Here is a 15,249-nt window from a genome sequence, read left to right as displayed (position 1 = left end):
CATTGGGCCATGTCTCCGACCGCCGGCCCACCCTACCTGGCCTGAACTGTACCTCTCACGGCTAGCCATCCGCCGACCTCCTCAATGGCGTTCAAGCGCACCGAGCACGCGCACCTCTTGTGCCACCAGGCAAAGGGATGAATTCGATCAAGCTCCAGAAGATCGACGCATCCTTCGTGCCCTCGTATGGATCAGGCCGCCTGAAATGAATCTGTGCGCACTCGATGGGACGTGCATAGAGTCATGGCCCGTGTATATGGGAGATCAAGAGGCCGCGAATCCGGGGGAGGAGATTCCGGATCCCTTCCGGATGCCGGAAACCCCGAATCGGAGTGATCTTTCGTTTCCATCCGCGGCGTGTTTTCCATGTTTGTCTCCCCGTGACCGTTATTTCGAGATCTCCCGAATCGCCGTGAACGGCTGCGGCGTTCCCATGATCGGCCGCGCTCCAGGCGTGGCCTTGATGAACCATCCGACCGGCAGAGAAAGGTGGTGATTTAAGGTGACTACCGAGGACTTCCTGGCGTCCCGCGAGGCGGGCGAGTCGGCGACGAAGTGGTAATCGTCGTGACTGACAAGTAAGGGTGCCGGGAGACCGACCGCGCTCTCCCGGCGCCCATCGGAGATCAGGGACGAGGCGGGGGTGGGAGAATGCTGCGCGGACTGTTCGAGGAAGAATCGATAGCGGCTCTTCAAGGCCAGGAATACCGCAATCGGATTCAGCAGATTGAGAAGGAGCTGGCCGATGCGGCGGTGGAGGATCTCTCCCTGGGGCAACTGTCGGCGTGGGCGGTAGGGCATGCGGACTGGAACGTGCGGCGTCTTGCCGTGGAGACGCTGGCCTCCCGCTTCGTCGCCGCTCCCGAGGCGCGGGCGGCGATCTGCGAGGCGATCCATGACGATGTGGACTGGGTCGCGTTCACCGCTATCAAGGTCGCCGGTGAGCACCGGATCCCGGAGGCGGTGTCGCATATGATCCGCGTCTCGGGGTGGCCCAGCAATTTCACCAAGCCCGCTTACGCGCGCAAACCGGTGGGCTGCGGTGCGGCCTTCACCAAGCGGGCCCTGCTCGACTTCTTCGGCTCCACGGACTCCGAGGAGCTCCGTGAGCTCGAGGACCGCCACTTCGCCGAGTTGCGGGCGCAAGTGGTCAGCGCCAGACGCGCACCCGATCTGCGGGATGTCGTCCTGGTCCCCGCAGGTCCCTTCGTCGCCGGGGCCAGGGTGACCGACGTCGGCCCGTTCCAGATGGATGATTCCGACAATCCCCTGCGAGCCGAGGAACTCCCCGCCTACTACATCGACCGGACGACAGTGACGAACGCCCGGTATGCGGAGTTCCTCGAAGCCGCCCAAGACTCAAAGGAATTCGCTCACCCCGATGAGCCGGAGGGCAAGGACTACACCCCAGCCCACTGGCACGACCCGCGCTTCAACGAACCGGAGCTCCCGGTGGTCGGCGTCGACTGGTACGACGCCTACGCCTTCGCCCGCTGGGCCGGCGGCAGGCTCCCCTCCGAGAACGAATGGGAAAAGGCGGCTCGCGGAACCGATGGCAGGGTCTACCCCTGGGGTGACACCTGGAATGACGACAAGGCGCGGTGCGTCTTCACGGCGTACGGCCGAAACGATGTCCACGACCTGGCCGATCTGGAGGAACTCCTGGTCACCACCACGGTCGCCTGGCCGGAAAAGCCGGTGGCGGCCGCCGATTCCCATCCGGCCGGGGCCAGCCCGTACGGCGCGCTGAACATGGCGGGGAACGTCTGGGAGATCACCCGCACCAACTTCTTCACCCGAGCGGACATGGCCCCCTTCTTCAAGGGACGCACCGGCCAGGAGTTCATGAACCGTCCCGAGGCGTTCCACGTCCTGCGCGGTGGCACCTGGACGTCTCCCCCCGTGTGCCTGTCGACCTTCTACCGCGGCAAGGACCTGCTGACCGACCGGCACAACGAGGTCGGATTCCGCTGCGTATACGACGCGTCCGCACGTGACTGAGAGATGAGGGGATGCACGATGCCCGATCGAGACGAGCGCCAGGCGCTGCGGCAGACCCTGGTGGAAGGCATACACCTGCTCGCCGCACTGGGCTACAGCGAGGGAATCGCGGGCCATGTGAGCGTGCGGGACCCGGAGCGCCCGGACGCCTACTGGGTCAATCCGTTCGGTCTGGACTTCCACCAGGTCACGGTCGACGACCTGCTGCTGGTGGGGGGCGAGGGGACCGTCCTGGAAGGCTCCGGCGAACTCAACCCCTCGGTGGATCCGCTCCACGGTGAACTGCACCGCAACCGGCCGGACCTGGCGGCCTTCGCCCATACGCACTCCATGTACGGCAAGACCTGGTCGTCCCTGGGACGGCTGCTCGACCCGATCACCCAGGACGCCTGCGTCGTCTACCGGCGGCACGGCCTCTACGACCGGTTCACCGGTCTCGTCAACGCCCGGCAGGAGGGCAAGGAGGTCATCGAGGCCATGGGGGACGGCACGGCGGTGATCATGCAGAATCACGGCTTCCTGACGGGCGGCCGCACCATCGGTGAGGCGGTATGGCTGTTCATCGTGATGGAACGCTGCGCCCAGTCACAGCTCATGGCCGAGGCGGTCGGCACACCGCGACTCATTCCCCATGAGATTGCCCTGGACACAGCGCGCGCCTTGGCGAAGCTGGAGTTCACCGAGAAGCAGTACCGGAACCTGTACGAGACGACATGCGCCCGTGGGGCGTGACATGGACGTCGGGCTCAACTTCCTGCCCACCGTGGGCCCCGCCGAAATGCCCGGTGCGCGGTTCTACGACGAGATGATCGAGCTGAGTGAGCTGGCCGACCGCCTCTCCTTCAGCCATGTGAAACTGGTCGAGCACCACTTCCATGAATGGGGCGGATACAGCCCGGATCCGGTGTCCTTGCTGTCGGCCATCGCCCGACGGACCTCACGGGTCCGGCTGGTCACCGGGGCGGTCACGCCCGCGTTCACGCATCCCATCAAGCTGGCGGCCTCGCTGTCCGTGCTCGACAACCTCTCCCACGGCCGCCTCGACGCGGGGTTCGGGCGGGCCTTTCTGCCCTCCGAGTTCGACGCGTTCGGCGTACGCATGGTGGACAGCCGCGCCCGGCTGGAGGAAGGCGTCGAAGCCGTCGAACGACTCTGGTCGGCGGAGGACTTCCGCTGGGAAGGCCGGTTCCACCAGTTCGGTCCCTTACCGGCCATGCTGCCCCGGCCCGTCCAGCAGCCCCACCCGCCCATATTCATCGCTGCCACCACGTCGCCCGAGACCTTCACCTGGGCGGCCGAGCGGGGCTACCACCTCATGATCATTCCGGTGGTGGCCAGCCATGAGAAGCTCAGCGGACTGCTCGATCTGCACCGTAGGACCCGCCTCGCGCACGGTCACTCGCCCGACTTCCGGCTGCACGTCAGCTACCACTGCTACGTGGCCGAGACCCAGAGCGAGGCCGTAGCACGCGCCGAAGAACACTATGCGGCATACCGCGACAAACAACTGGAGGCATACGGCAGTTGGCGTGGCGTCACCTCGGACGAGTACCCGGGCTACGAGCGCATGGAGGAAGCCGCGCGCAGGACCACCGTCGCCGACCTCATGGCCGCTGACAACATCATCGTGGGTGGCGTGCCGGAGGCCACCGCGACCCTGCACCGGGTCGCAAAGCTCTATCCCGGCGCCGAGTTGAGTCTTCAGCTGCGGTTCGGGTCGGTCTCGCACGCCGAGGCCATGCGTGCGGTACGACTCCTCGGTGAGCGGGTGCTCCCGGAACTCGCGGGAAACGCATGAGCCGGCCCAGTGATCCGGTCCCGCTCAGCCCGCAGCAAGAGTGGCTGTGGGAGAGCCTGCGGTTTATGCACCCCGGCGAACCGGGCCGGACCAAGAGCAATGTCTGCCTGGCGTACACGCTGCGCGGGCCCGTTGACGCCGACCGGCTCGAACGCGCGCTGAACACCGTCCGCCGACGGCATGACACGCTGCGCACCACCCTCGACGAGATCTCGGACGCGCCGCGCCAGGAGATCCAGGATCCATGGGACGCCCAGCCCCAGCCCTTGCCCTTCGCCATGGTCGATCTCTCGGGCGTGCCGCACCAGGAACAGCACCGGCTGTGCGAACTGATCGCCAACGGCGAGTGCGACCGCGTATTCGACTACGTCCAGGGTCCGCTGTGGCACGCGACGCTGGTGCGTCGCACTCCGCGCGAACATGTGCTGGTCTTCTCCGTGAGCCACCTCATGCTGGACGCACCCTCGGTGCAGCTCGTCATCCGGCATCTGGCCGAGGCGTACGAGGAACTGCCGCCTCCCGAGCGGCAGGACCAGTACCGGGACTTCGTGCGCCGGGCCCGCGAGCTGCCGAAGGCCGCGGAGACACACCTGGACTACTGGCGGCGGGTCCTCACTCCGCTGCCCGCACCCCTCGACGTTCCCACCGACTACCCCGCGGCCCCACCACCGGTGTTCCTCCGGGAGACGGAACCCTTCAGCGTCCGGGCGCCGACAGCGGAACTGGCCGATCTGCGCGGGCAGGCGGGTGTGACGCCGTACCTCATCCACGTCGCGGCCTACACCGCCGCCCTTGCCGGTATCTGCGGGGCACGGCGGATCGTGGTCGGCTCCTCACTGACCCGGCTGGAACTCAAGGCGGACCTCAATGCCGTAGGACACTTCGCCGACCTGGTGCTCCTACCGGTCGAGGTGAGTCCCGAGCACACCTTCGGAGAACACCTGGAGCGCGTCCGGGACACCGTGCTCGACGTCTACGACCATCTGCTGCCCTATCGGGTCATCGCCGAGGCGGTCGACCCCGGCTTCACAGCCCGACGGCCTTGGCCCGCCCGCGCGCTGTACCACGTGTGGGTGCGTGGCAGTGTGCACTCCACGGACCTGGGACCCCCGAAACGGCTCGGCGAGGCCGAGGTCAGCCCCTTCTCCTTCGCGCACGAGACCTGCTACAGCATCGACCTGGACGCCGACCGGTACGCCCACGTCTACGGCCAGAACGCGGTGCCCACCCTGTACATCGGTCCGACCGGCCTCGATGGCGAGATGACGTACAACCGCGCGGTCTTCACCCCGCCGAGCGCGCGGCGCTTCACCGATACGCACCGCCGCAACCTGGAGCGACTGCTGCGAGAGCGGGAGACCCCGATCGGGGAGGTGCGGGCATGACCACCGGCCAGGGCACCCATGACCTCGTCCACCAGGCGGCCCGGCGCGTGCCCGACCGGCCCGCGCTGCTCGACGGTGACACCGCCATCAGCTACCGCGAACTCGACCGGCGGGCGCTGTCCCTGGCCAGGCGCCTCACTGAGCACGGCGTGGACCGCGGCACCAGGGTCGCCGTCACCGTGCCCCGTTCCGCGGAGCACGTCATCGCCACGCTCGCCGTATGGCGGGCGGGCGGGATCTGTGTGCCCGTGGCGACGGATCTGCCTCGGGCCCGGGTCGCGGACATGCTCCGCATCGCGGGCGTCCGCGCGACCGTGGGTCCTGCGGAGACCATCGAGGAGATCGCCGTGCCCTCAGCGGCCGATCCCCTCGACGACCTGCCCGCACCGCCGCCCGGGGAGGACGGCACCGTCGCGTACATCTACTTCACCTCCGGCTCGACAGGACGTCCCAAGGCGGTCGCCGTACCGCACACGGGGATCGTCAACGAAGCCCAGTGGTCCCACGGCGCCTTCGCCATCCGCCCCGAGGACCGCGGTAGCTGGCTGGCATCCCCCGGGTTCGCCATCTCACGGTGGGAACTGTGGACTCCGCTCACCGCGGGCGCCGCGGTGGCGATCTCGCCGGAGGGAACCGTGTGGGAGGGCTCCACCCTCCGCGACTGGTTGGTACGGTCCGGCGTGAACTGGAGCATCGTCGTGACCGGGCTCGCGGAGCGGCTGCTGGGTGTCGACTGGCCCGACCCCTGCCCGCTGCGAGTCCTCGTGGCGGGCGGTGAGCAGCTGCGTGTCTGGCCCCGGGACCTGCCCTTCGACGTGGTCAACTCGTACGGCGTGACCGAGGCGTCCAGTGTGCGCCTCGCCGCATGGCTCGACCCCGCCGCGGCGGCCCCCGGACGCCTCCCTCCGGTCGGACACCCCATCCGGGGCACCCGCGTCCACGTCCTCGACGACGAACTGGCCCCCGTGGCCCAGGGGCAGGTCGGGGAGCTCTTCATCGGCGGCCGGGGGCTGGCCCGTGGTTACCTCGGCGACCCCGGCCAGACCGCGGAGCGCTTCCTGCCCGACCCCTTTCTCGGCGCCGGCCACCGCATGTACCGCACCGGTGATCTGGTCCGGGTGGCGGCGGACGGCGAAGTGGAGTTCGCGGGCCGGCGCGACGGCGATCCGAAGGTCGCCGGAGCCCGTGTCGACCTGGCGGCGGTTGAGGCCGCACTCCTCGCCCACCCCGGTGTCAAAGCCGCGGCGGCCGCGATCCACACCGGGGAAGCGGACCGCCCCCGGCTCGTGGGCTATCTGGTCACCGACCATGACGACATGGCCCCCGACAGCGTGATCGACTCGCTGGCCGAGCGGCTGCCGACCCCGATGGTGCCCAACGTGCTGGTACGACTCGCCGCCCTGCCCCTGCTGCCCAGCGGCAAGGCCGACCGCAAGCGCCTCCCGGAACCCGCGCCGGGCAATGTGCTCCGCGGCCACCGGGCCGAGGCCCGCGACGACACCGAGCGTCGGGTCATCGACGTCTTCGAGGAGATCCTCGGCGTCGCGGACATCGGCGCGCACGACGACTTCTTCGGTCTCGGCGGAGACTCGCTGGGCGTCGCCCGGGTGCGGCGGGCCTTGCTCGAACAACACGGCATGGACGTCCCCTACACGGTCATCTTCCGGCAGCGCACGCCACGCCGGATCTGCGCGGCCGCGCGAGAGAACGGAGGCGGAACCCAGTGACGTCCGTCGGCACCCCCACACGGCTTCCCGCTCTGGCAGAGCGCACCGGACACCTGGCGGACTCCGCCATCGGAGCCGTACTCCGGCTCACCGGAACCAGCGACGTGATCCCCCTGGCAGCCGGCAGTCCGGCCCCGGAGACCTTCTGCTCGCAAGAGTTCACCGAGGTCACCACCCGCCTGCTGAAACGGGACCCGGCCGCCCTCCAGTACGGCGACGCGAGCGGCCTGCCCGCACTGCGGTCCTGGATCGCGGCCCAGGTCCCCACCGCATCCGGCCGGTCGTACGAGGCCGACCGCGTGCTGCTCACCCATGGCTCGCAGCAGGGGCTCGACCTCCTGTGCAAGGCGCTGCTCGACCCCGGGGACGTAGTCGTCGTGGACAGACCCAGCTATCTCGGCGCGCTACAGGTCTTCCGCCTGTTCCAGGCCCGTGTGGTGGACATCCCGATCGGCTCGGACCAGGGCCTTTCGCGGCTCGAGGCGGTACTCGCCGCGGAACCACGCATCAAGATAATCTACGTCGTTCCGGCCTTCGCCAACCCGACGGGCGCCAGCCTCACCGCACCGCGACGCGACCGGCTGGCCGACCTCGCCGAGCGGTACGCATGCGTGCTCGTCGAGGACGACCCCTACCGGGAACTCCACTACGACCCGCCCGCCCGCCCGCTCTCCGCCACGCCTCCGTCGGAGAACACCGTGCGCATGGGCAGCTTCTCCAAGGTGCTCTTTCCCGCGGCACGCCTCGGCTACGTGATCGCCCCGCCGTCGCTCGTCGATGTCCTGATGAAGTTCAAGCAGGCAGCCGATCTGGGCAACTCACATCTGATACAGGGGGTAGTGCACGAGCTCGTACGGGACTCCGCGTTCCTGGCGGCCCAGCTGGACCGGGCGCGCGGCATCTACCGCGAGCGCCGAGACGCGCTGGTGTCCGCCCTGACCGGGGCCTTCGGCTCGATTCTCGACTTCGAAGTCCCCCACGGCGGCTTCTTCGTCTGGGCCGGCTTTCCCCGGGGCACCGACACCACCCGGCTGCTGCCGGCCGCCCTCGAGGAGGGGGTGTCCTACGTACCGGGGTCCGACTTCTACGCGACGGATCCCGACCGCACCACCCTGCGGTTGTCGTTCTCCTGTGCGCGGGCCGAGGACATGCCGGAAGCCGTGGAGCGGTTGGCCCGCGCCTGGCACAACAGCATCGAGGACCGGCGAGAGTGAAACTGACCAGAAAAAACGGCGCGTTTCCCGAGATGGACAAGGCCCCCTTCGACGTCGAGGCGTTTCTGGCCCGTCCGCTGGTCGCCCGCCTCGCCACGGACGGGCCACGCGTGCGGCCCGTGTGGTTTCTCTGGGAGGACCATTCGTTCTGGGTGCTCACCGGCCCCTGGTCCCGACTCGAGCAACGGCTCGGCGACAACCCGGTCTTCGAACTCGTGGTGGACTCCTGCGAACTCACCACCGGCCGGGTGCTCCAGGTCGTGGCACGCGGCCACGGCAGCGTGGTCGACTTCGACACCGACCGCGGACGGCGCAAGCTCACCCGGTACCTGGGCGAGCGAGAGGAACTGTGGGACCCGCGCTTCAGCCTCGAGGATGCCTCGTCCTCCCGCTGGGCGCGGTTGACGCCCCACACCCTCTGGGCCGCCGACCTGTCCTTCCAGCCGGCGCCCGCGGAGGAGGTGACACGACGGTGACCACCAAAAGCACCGACGAGGCCGCGGACGCGTCGCCCTCGCCGGAAAGCCCCTCGTATCCGCAGCTCCTCAGGCGGAACCCGCGCCTCGCGGCACTGCTGGCCAGCTATGTGGTCTCGAGCGTGGGCGACGGCATCGTGCTGATCGCGCTGCCGCTGCTGGCGATCCGCCATCACGGCGCACTCTCCGCGCCCGTGGCGGTCAGCCTGACGATGACCGCACCGTATGTGCTGACCACCGTGATCGCCCTGGGTGTCGGCCTCGGACGGCTGCGGCTGCCGATCCGCGGCGTGGTCATCACCGACAGCGCCCTGCGCACCGCGCTGTTCACGGTGGTGGGCCTGGCCGCCCTCGTCGAGTGGATCGACATCTGGGTCATGGTGGCCGCCCTGATGCTGGGGTCGGTCCTGCACCTGCCGGCCTCCAGCGCCCGGCGCCTGGTCGCCACCGGAATGGCCGACAAGGAGGAGCTCTACGCCGTCAACGGACTGCTGGGCTTCGCCAACAGCGTCGCCCTCTACGTCGTCGGCCCGGCACTCGGTGGCGCGGTCACCGTCGTCTTCGGCGCGGGCATCGCCTGTCTCTTCGAAGCCGCGAGCTTCCTCGTCCTGCTGGGGGTGGTCTCTCTCGTCGTGCCGCCGCAGCCGGGGGCGGCACGCAAGGAGCGGGCCTCGCGATCCGGCTGGCACATCCTGCGACTGCACCCCATGGCGGCCCGTCTGTTCGCCGTGGTCTTCCTGTTCAACCTCTCCTATATGCCCGTGGAGGTCGCGCTTCCGCTGCTGGCGAAGGAGGACCTGCACGGCGACGGAAACACCCTGGGCTTCATCTGGACGGCCTTCGGAGCCGGCGCACTGATCGGCGGCGCCCTCACCAACCGGCTGCGCAGGCTGCCCCAGCAAGCCGTCCTCGTCTCCGTGATCGCCCTGTGGGGCGCCTCGGTCGTGATCCTCGGCCTGGCCACCTCCCTACCGGTCGCGGCCTGCGCCTTCGCTCTTGGGGGACTCGTCTATGCCCCGTTCACGCCGATCGCCTACACCTTCGTCCAGTCGGCGCTCCGGCCGGAGGAACAACAACCGGTCATCACGCTGTGGACGACCGGATCGACCCTGGCGGCTCCGGTCGGACTCCCGCTCAGCGGACCGGTGGTCGGCGCACTCGACGCACGCGGCGGACTGCTGCTGTCCGCGGGGCTCACCCTCGCTCTGGTCCCGCTGGCGGCCCGGGGCCTGCTGGGCGCGCGCCAGGACGTCTCCGAAGGCTGACGAAGACTGACGAAGACTGACGTAGACAACGAGAGGAGCGCACACGTGCAGGGATATGAGGCGTCGACCTACGGAGACCGCATGGTCGACCATGACGCCATCGGCTGGCCGGTCGCCAAGGACGAAGAGGCCGCCGTGGCCTTCCTCCTGGACGTGGCCAAGCCCGGACAAGCCCTGGAACTCGGCGTCGGCACCGGCCGGGTCGCCATACCGCTGGCGCGAAACGGCGTACGCGTCACGGGTATCGAAGCCTCCGACGCCATGCTCCGGCAACTGGCCGACAAGCCCGAGGGCGCCCAAGTGCGGTCCGTGCGAGGCGACTTCGCCGACGTGGCCGTCGACGGCCCCTTCGACCTCGTCTACGCCGTCCAGCACACATTCTTCCTCCTGCGCACCCAGGACGACCAACTGCGCTGCTTCCAGAACGCGGCGGCCCGGCTGGCCCCCGGCGGAGCCCTGGTCCTGCAACTCTTCGTGCCCGATCCGCACCGGCTCATCAAGCCTCAGTCGACCGACCCCCTGCAAGTGGCACTCGACCAGGTCGTGCTCCGCGTCTCCCAGTTCGACCGGGTGGAGCAGACGGTGACCCGCCAGTACATCGCCATCACGGAGACCGGCACCAAGCTGTACCCCATGGTCTTCCGCTACGCCTGGCCCGCCGAGCTCGACTTGATGGCCCGCATGGCGGGCCTCCAACTGGAAGGTCGCTGGAACGGCTGGTCGCGTGCGCCGTTCACGGCGGAGGGCAGTTATGTGGTGGTCTACCGGAAGCCGTGATCAGAGCCCGGCCGACGGCCCTGACCCTAGGATTTGGGCCGGGCTGAGGTTGGATCCCGTGCATGTCCGTGGGGCCCTGCGTACCGTACGCAGGACCCCGCTTCCATGCCGAGGACGCACGAGCCGTTGTCCTCCGGAAAGTGTCAGCGCAACCCGGCGAAGAGGTCGTTCTCGGGTACGGCGGCGCCGGTGGTGTCCTTGACCCGTAGGTAGGTCTCCATGCCCATCAGCTCGCCGAACCTCTCCTTGCCCATCTTGAGGAAGAAGATGTTCTCGCCCTGACTGGCGTGCGCGGCCAGCGCATCGAACTTCTGACCGCTGAACGCGGTGGTATCCACCCACGTGGTGATCTCATCGTCGGGGAGGCCGATCTCGGCCATCGCGGCGGCCTCGGCGGGATCCGGCTCCGGCACGTCCTCCTGAAACTCGCGCATGGTCTCCCCGAACCGCCGCATCATCGAGTGGGGCATCGTCGTCCAGTACACCTTCGGTGTCAGCGTGGTCATCTCCAGCGCCGCCATCGTGATGCGGTTGGCCTGGATGTGGTCGGGGTGGCCGTAGAAGCCGTTCTCGTCATAGGTGACGACCACATCGGGCCGGTAGTGCCGCATGAGTTCCGCGAGGCGGGCGGCGCCCTCCTCCACGGGGGTCTGCCAGAAGGATCCGGGGGCGTCATTGCTCGGCCAGCCGATCATCCCGGAGTCGGCATAGTCCAGCATCTCCAGATCGCTGATCTTGAGGACGTCACAGCTCGCCTTGAGTTCTTGACGGCGCATCAAGGCGACGGCCGCCGGATCATGACCGGGGTCGCCCGGCTTGACACCCCCCGGTCCATCACCGCAACCGCCGTCGGTACACGTCACGAGAACCGTCCGGATGCCCTCCGCCGCGTACCGCGCGAGGACTCCTCCGGTTCCGGTGGCCTCGTCGTCGGGATGGGCGTGCACTGCCATGAGAGTCAAGGGCCGGTCAGTCATGGAACAGTCCTCCTGGAGAAATAAGTCTCAATCCAAACGCGCGGCGGGTGTACCGCGATCCTGGGGCCCGGATCCTGGTGGGGGCGGACGACCTTGCCGTCTCCGTTTCCGTCTCCGTTTCCCCGCCGTACGGCGCCGGTCCCTCGGACGATGCAACCCTCCCGCCGGGACGGCTGTTCCCCGCGCGGCCGTTTGTGACCATCAGCGCCCGTTTCAGCGACATGCTGCCGTGCGGGCGCGACGGCATGTGCGCCGTGGACCCCGGTGGGTGCTCGCGGCGGAACGGCCCGGGTCGTCGACCCGGGCCGTCCTGTTGTTCAGGTGTCAGAGGAACCCCTCAGAACCCCTCGGGGATGGATCCGTCCTGGTCGATGACGTTGTCGCCGGGGCCGCCGTCGATGTCGTCCTGGCCGGGGCCGCCGAAGAGGTAGTCGTTGCCCGGTCCGCCCTTGATGGTGTCGTCGCCCTCTTGGCCGTCGATCGAGTCATCGTTGCCGACGCCGTCGAGGTAGTCGTCGCCGGGGCCGCCATAGATCTCGTTGGCCACGTCATCGCCGATGACGGTGTCGTTGCCGTCCCCGGCCCATACCGCGTACGAGTCGGTGATGGTGTCGTCGCCGGCGTTGCCGTTCGCGTTCGTGGCGTGGCTGATGGTGTCGGCGCCGTCGCCGCCCACCGCGACCGAGGCGCCGCTGATGGTGTCGTCGCCGTTCCCGCCGTCGACGTTCACATCGCCGCCGGAGACCTTGGCGCTGTCATTGCCGTCGCCGAGTTCGACGTTGCCCTGGTCGCCGCCGTGGTCCGGGTCGGGGACGGGCACGGTGCAGGTCACATACGTCAGGTCGGTGGCAGTGAGGTGGGCGCAGCCGGTGCCGGCGGTGATCTCGACAACGTCGTCGACGCCGAAGGTCAGCGTGGTGTCGGTCTCGCCGACCCGCTTGATGGTGAGCTTGTTGGTCTGGCCGTCGGCCGCCGTGTAGGCCATCGCTCCGTCGGTGACGGTCACGGTGGCCGGCGACGCGGCCGACGACACCGGGGACGACGACACCGGCGACGACGACGCGGGCGAGGTGGCGGCCTGGGCGTTCCAGGCGAGGAGTCCGGTGCTGGCCGCGACGGCCAGTAAGGCGGCGACACCGACCGGGCGGACGCGACGGGAGCGCGGGCCAAGGGTGGACACGAAAGACCTCCGTGGGGAGTGGATCTGATTTCCGATCACCCGTTTCGACGGGGAAAATCCGCGCCGGGTTGTGCCACTCCCATGCCCGGTTCACCGATCTTTTCGATTCCCATTTCGTGTTCAGCTCTAGGACACCGGGAATTCTCTCCGCGTTGTTGGAATATACGTTCGGCCGGTGCGGTTCCCTCTCCCCCATGTGGCTCAGCCTCCCGCACTCCGTCCGAGCCGTTGGGTATGGCGGTATGGGCGGGAGAACACCCTCTCGCCGCCGTAGGCGGGACACGGAGCGGGAGAGCGCGGATGGCGGGCGAGGTGAGGGCCGGTGGCCGAGGAGCCGGTGCGCGCCGGGGCGGGGTGGGCGGGTCGGTGGCGAAGGCGCGCGGCGGCTGGGCCGGGCTGCTGGCCGTGGTCCCGGTGCTGCTGCTGATCGGCGGTGTGGCGTTGGACGTCTTCGGGCCGGTGCCGTACGCCGGGCTGCCCCTGCTGTCCGCCGGCCCGCTCGCGGCCTGCATGGTGCTGAGGTTCCGGGGCGCGGCGGTCACCGCGATCACCGCGTGTGTGCTGGTGGTGTGCGTGGATGTGCTGGTGAACCGCCCGCTGACGGCGCTCGTGGTGAACCTGCTGGACGTGGCGGTGATCAGCGCGATCGCGCTGTGGCTGAAGTGGGTGGTCCAGCGTCAGGGGCAGCGGTTCGCGGCGGTGCGCGCCGTGGCCGAGGTGGCGCAGCGGGCGGTCCTGCCGCTGCCGCCCGCGCGGGTGGGGGCGGTGTCGGTGGCCACCCGCTATGAGTGCGCGCACGCGGAAGCGCTGATCGGCGGGGACTTCTACGCGGTGCGCAGTTCGCCGTACGGGGTGCGGGCGCTGATCGGGGACGTACGGGGCAAGGGGCTGCCCGCCGTGTCCACCATGGCCGTGGCGACCAGCGCCTTCCGCGAGGCGGCGGATCAGGCGGCGACGTTGCGGGAGCTCGCGGTCCACATGGACCAGGCCCTGGCCCGGTTCGCGGCGGACGTCGGTGACCAGCCGGACGCACCGGAGCAGTTCGCCACCGCCGTACTGGTCGAGGTGGGCGAGGAGGAGGGGTGGGTGCGGTTGCACCACCGCGGTCATCCGCCGCCGTATCTGATCCGCGGGGGCCGGGTGATGTCGCTGGAGCCCTCGGTTCCGGGGCTTCCCCTGGGGCTGGGGATGCCGGAGGGGGTCGGCGTGTCCGGCTGTGACACCTTCCCCTTCCACCAGGGGGACTACCTGCTGCTGGTGACCGACGGCGTCACCGAGGCGCGCGACCGGCACGGGACCTACTACGAACCCCGCACGGGGCTGGCCGGCCGGGATTTCCGCACGGCGTCGGAGGTGGTGGACACGCTCGTCGCGGATGTCACCGACTGGACCGGGGGCCGACGGCACGACGACATGGCGATCCTGGCGCTCACGCCGGTCCGCTGAAGGGGGGGGAGGACCGGCCCTCACCGTGCGAGTCCTGTCCGACACGCGGCGAAGGCTATGGCTCTGCCACCTCAGCTGAAAGGCGCCAGTCGCCGCCCGCGTCGTGCCTACGGGCTGCCTGGTGGAACAGGCCGCGGATGCCGGCGACCAGCGTCCACACCAGGAGGGGAAACGCCGCGACCCGCTCCATGCCTCCCATGCCCAGTCCCAGGTAGCGGTGGGAGAGGAAGAGCCCCAGGGCCGTGAGCGCGGTGATGCCCAGCAGGCTGGTGGCCCAGCGCAGCGGACCCGGAACGCGGCTCGACAGGCCGACCCCCGCCAGCAGAAGGCCGATGTTGCCCGTCCCCATGATGAGCAAGGCGCCCAGGACGTGCTGGTTCTCGTGGACGTCCGCGGGCGCCAGCCCGGCGAGTGCGAAACCCGGACCGGCACCGGCCAGCAGAAACCGAGCGATGGCGGCGGTCGCGCCTCGGCGCCACATGGGACCGGTCAGGACGGCGCCGAGAACGAGTAGTGTTCCCAGAATGATGAACGAGATATTCATCAGGTCGTGTTCAGGTGAACAGATATACCGTGGCTCGGGTTCCTGCTGCATGGCGCAGTGAGCATTACCCAAGTCACTGATATTGTTCCGCGCCCAACTGTACGGTCTCGCCCAGGCCGACTCCACGACCCAGTGGATTACAAAGAACTGCACCACACCCGCGATCCACGCGGAATATCCAATCCGAGTTTTCACTCATCCACCTTCTGTCGCACGTTTTCCGTACGAGCTAGCGGATCACGCGGCTCCGGCCTCAGGCATTCCGGTGAGCCCCCGAAACGGGGGTAGGGCAGCCCCTACGAACTGGCGCTTTCACGCGGATGGGTGGGTGTGATGGACCCTTCCTGGACCCTGCCCGCGGTCTTACAAGTCATCTCATTTGGTGAGTCTGCGGTAGCAGATGAGAGTGCAGGCGATGCTGGTGAAGGCGAGGAAGTGGCTGGCTTTGCGTTCGTAGCG

The 15,249-nt window shown here is 68.8% G+C and carries 14 protein-coding genes; 10 read left to right on the top strand and 4 right to left on the bottom strand.

Going from position 1 to position 15,249, the window contains the following annotated elements; translation table 11 throughout:
- Positions 1 to 387: 387 nt before the first annotated feature.
- A complete protein-coding gene (locus ABD329_RS42115) occupies positions 388 to 801 on the bottom strand; it encodes a hypothetical protein (protein ID WP_344317805.1) in 414 nt (137 codons plus the stop codon).
- 12 nt (positions 802 to 813) lie between these two features.
- Here ABD329_RS42115 and ABD329_RS42110 point away from each other — a divergent pair, with 12 nt between their 5' ends.
- From ABD329_RS42110 to ABD329_RS42070, 9 genes are read left to right on the top strand one after another with little or no spacing between them, the layout of a single operon-like run.
- Entirely contained in the window at positions 814 to 2,001 is a 1,188-nt protein-coding gene (locus ABD329_RS42110) for a formylglycine-generating enzyme family protein (RefSeq protein WP_344317803.1), read from the top strand.
- 18 nt (positions 2,002 to 2,019) lie between these two features.
- Positions 2,020 to 2,733: a class II aldolase/adducin family protein gene (locus ABD329_RS42105; protein WP_344317801.1), complete on the top strand. Its 714-nt coding sequence runs from the start codon at positions 2,020 to 2,022 to the stop codon at positions 2,731 to 2,733.
- Position 2,734: 1 nt separating this feature from the next.
- The gene (locus ABD329_RS42100) at positions 2,735 to 3,799 is read left to right on the top strand and encodes an LLM class flavin-dependent oxidoreductase (RefSeq protein WP_344317799.1); all 1,065 of its coding nucleotides are present in this window, start codon (positions 2,735 to 2,737) and stop codon (positions 3,797 to 3,799) included.
- On the top strand, positions 3,796 to 5,184 hold the full coding sequence (locus tag ABD329_RS42095; protein WP_344317798.1) for a condensation domain-containing protein: 1,389 nt from the start codon (positions 3,796 to 3,798) through the stop codon (positions 5,182 to 5,184). Before ABD329_RS42100 ends, ABD329_RS42095 begins: the two co-directional genes overlap by 4 nt.
- Complete coding sequence (locus tag ABD329_RS42090) at positions 5,181 to 6,911, top strand: non-ribosomal peptide synthetase (protein ID WP_344317797.1); 1,731 nt, start codon at positions 5,181 to 5,183, stop codon at positions 6,909 to 6,911. Before ABD329_RS42095 ends, ABD329_RS42090 begins: the two co-directional genes overlap by 4 nt.
- Positions 6,908 to 8,125 carry an aminotransferase-like domain-containing protein gene (locus ABD329_RS42085; protein ID WP_344317796.1) on the top strand — a complete coding sequence of 406 codons (1,218 nt, stop codon included), beginning with the start codon at positions 6,908 to 6,910 and terminating at the stop codon, positions 8,123 to 8,125. The genes ABD329_RS42090 and ABD329_RS42085 overlap by 4 nt, the downstream gene beginning before the upstream one ends.
- Positions 8,122 to 8,601, top strand: coding sequence for a pyridoxamine 5'-phosphate oxidase family protein (locus ABD329_RS42080; RefSeq protein WP_309142915.1), 480 nt, complete (start codon positions 8,122 to 8,124; stop codon positions 8,599 to 8,601). Before ABD329_RS42085 ends, ABD329_RS42080 begins: the two co-directional genes overlap by 4 nt.
- Entirely contained in the window at positions 8,598 to 9,866 is a 1,269-nt protein-coding gene (locus ABD329_RS42075) for an MFS transporter (protein ID WP_198281131.1), read from the top strand. The genes ABD329_RS42080 and ABD329_RS42075 overlap by 4 nt, the downstream gene beginning before the upstream one ends.
- A gap of 45 nt (positions 9,867 to 9,911) precedes the next feature.
- A complete protein-coding gene (locus ABD329_RS42070; RefSeq protein WP_198281132.1) occupies positions 9,912 to 10,643 on the top strand; it encodes a class I SAM-dependent methyltransferase in 732 nt (243 codons plus the stop codon).
- Positions 10,644 to 10,786: 143 nt separating this feature from the next.
- Here the strand turns inward: ABD329_RS42070 and ABD329_RS42065 are convergent, their stop codons facing one another.
- Complete coding sequence (locus tag ABD329_RS42065; RefSeq protein WP_198281133.1) at positions 10,787 to 11,620, bottom strand: PIG-L family deacetylase; 834 nt, start codon at positions 11,618 to 11,620, stop codon at positions 10,787 to 10,789.
- A gap of 337 nt (positions 11,621 to 11,957) precedes the next feature.
- Positions 11,958 to 12,800, bottom strand: coding sequence for a calcium-binding protein (locus tag ABD329_RS42060; protein WP_198281134.1), 843 nt, complete (start codon positions 12,798 to 12,800; stop codon positions 11,958 to 11,960).
- A gap of 300 nt (positions 12,801 to 13,100) precedes the next feature.
- Here ABD329_RS42060 and ABD329_RS42055 point away from each other — a divergent pair, with 300 nt between their 5' ends.
- Complete coding sequence (locus tag ABD329_RS42055) at positions 13,101 to 14,246, top strand: PP2C family protein-serine/threonine phosphatase (protein WP_344317793.1); 1,146 nt, start codon at positions 13,101 to 13,103, stop codon at positions 14,244 to 14,246.
- Positions 14,247 to 14,301: 55 nt separating this feature from the next.
- Here ABD329_RS42055 and ABD329_RS42050 read toward each other — a convergent pair whose 3' ends face one another.
- Complete coding sequence (locus ABD329_RS42050; protein ID WP_344317822.1) at positions 14,302 to 14,943, bottom strand: DUF998 domain-containing protein; 642 nt, start codon at positions 14,941 to 14,943, stop codon at positions 14,302 to 14,304.
- Positions 14,944 to 15,249: the final 306 nt, after the last annotated feature.

This window comes from Streptomyces javensis, assembly GCF_039525925.1.
In the GTDB taxonomy this organism is placed as follows: Bacteria; Actinomycetota; Actinomycetes; order Streptomycetales; family Streptomycetaceae; genus Streptomyces; species Streptomyces asiaticus.
This window is presented reverse-complemented; position numbering and strand designations above follow the sequence as displayed.

Bases quoted from the DNA above. Each gene is read 5' to 3' on its own strand.
- ABD329_RS42055 (WP_344317793.1), top strand. From the start codon at position 13,101: ATGGCGGGCGAGGTGAGGGCCGGTGGCCGAGGAGCCGGTGCGCGCCGG.
- ABD329_RS42065 (WP_198281133.1), bottom strand. From the start codon at position 11,620: ATGACTGACCGGCCCTTGACTCTCATGGCAGTGCACGCCCATCCCGAC.
- ABD329_RS42105 (WP_344317801.1), top strand. From the start codon at position 2,020: ATGCCCGATCGAGACGAGCGCCAGGCGCTGCGGCAGACCCTGGTGGAA.
- ABD329_RS42095 (WP_344317798.1), top strand. From the start codon at position 3,796: ATGAGCCGGCCCAGTGATCCGGTCCCGCTCAGCCCGCAGCAAGAGTGG.
- ABD329_RS42090 (WP_344317797.1), top strand. From the start codon at position 5,181: ATGACCACCGGCCAGGGCACCCATGACCTCGTCCACCAGGCGGCCCGG.
- ABD329_RS42100 (WP_344317799.1), top strand. From the start codon at position 2,735: ATGGACGTCGGGCTCAACTTCCTGCCCACCGTGGGCCCCGCCGAAATG.
- ABD329_RS42115 (WP_344317805.1), bottom strand. From the start codon at position 801: ATGCCCTACCGCCCACGCCGACAGTTGCCCCAGGGAGAGATCCTCCAC.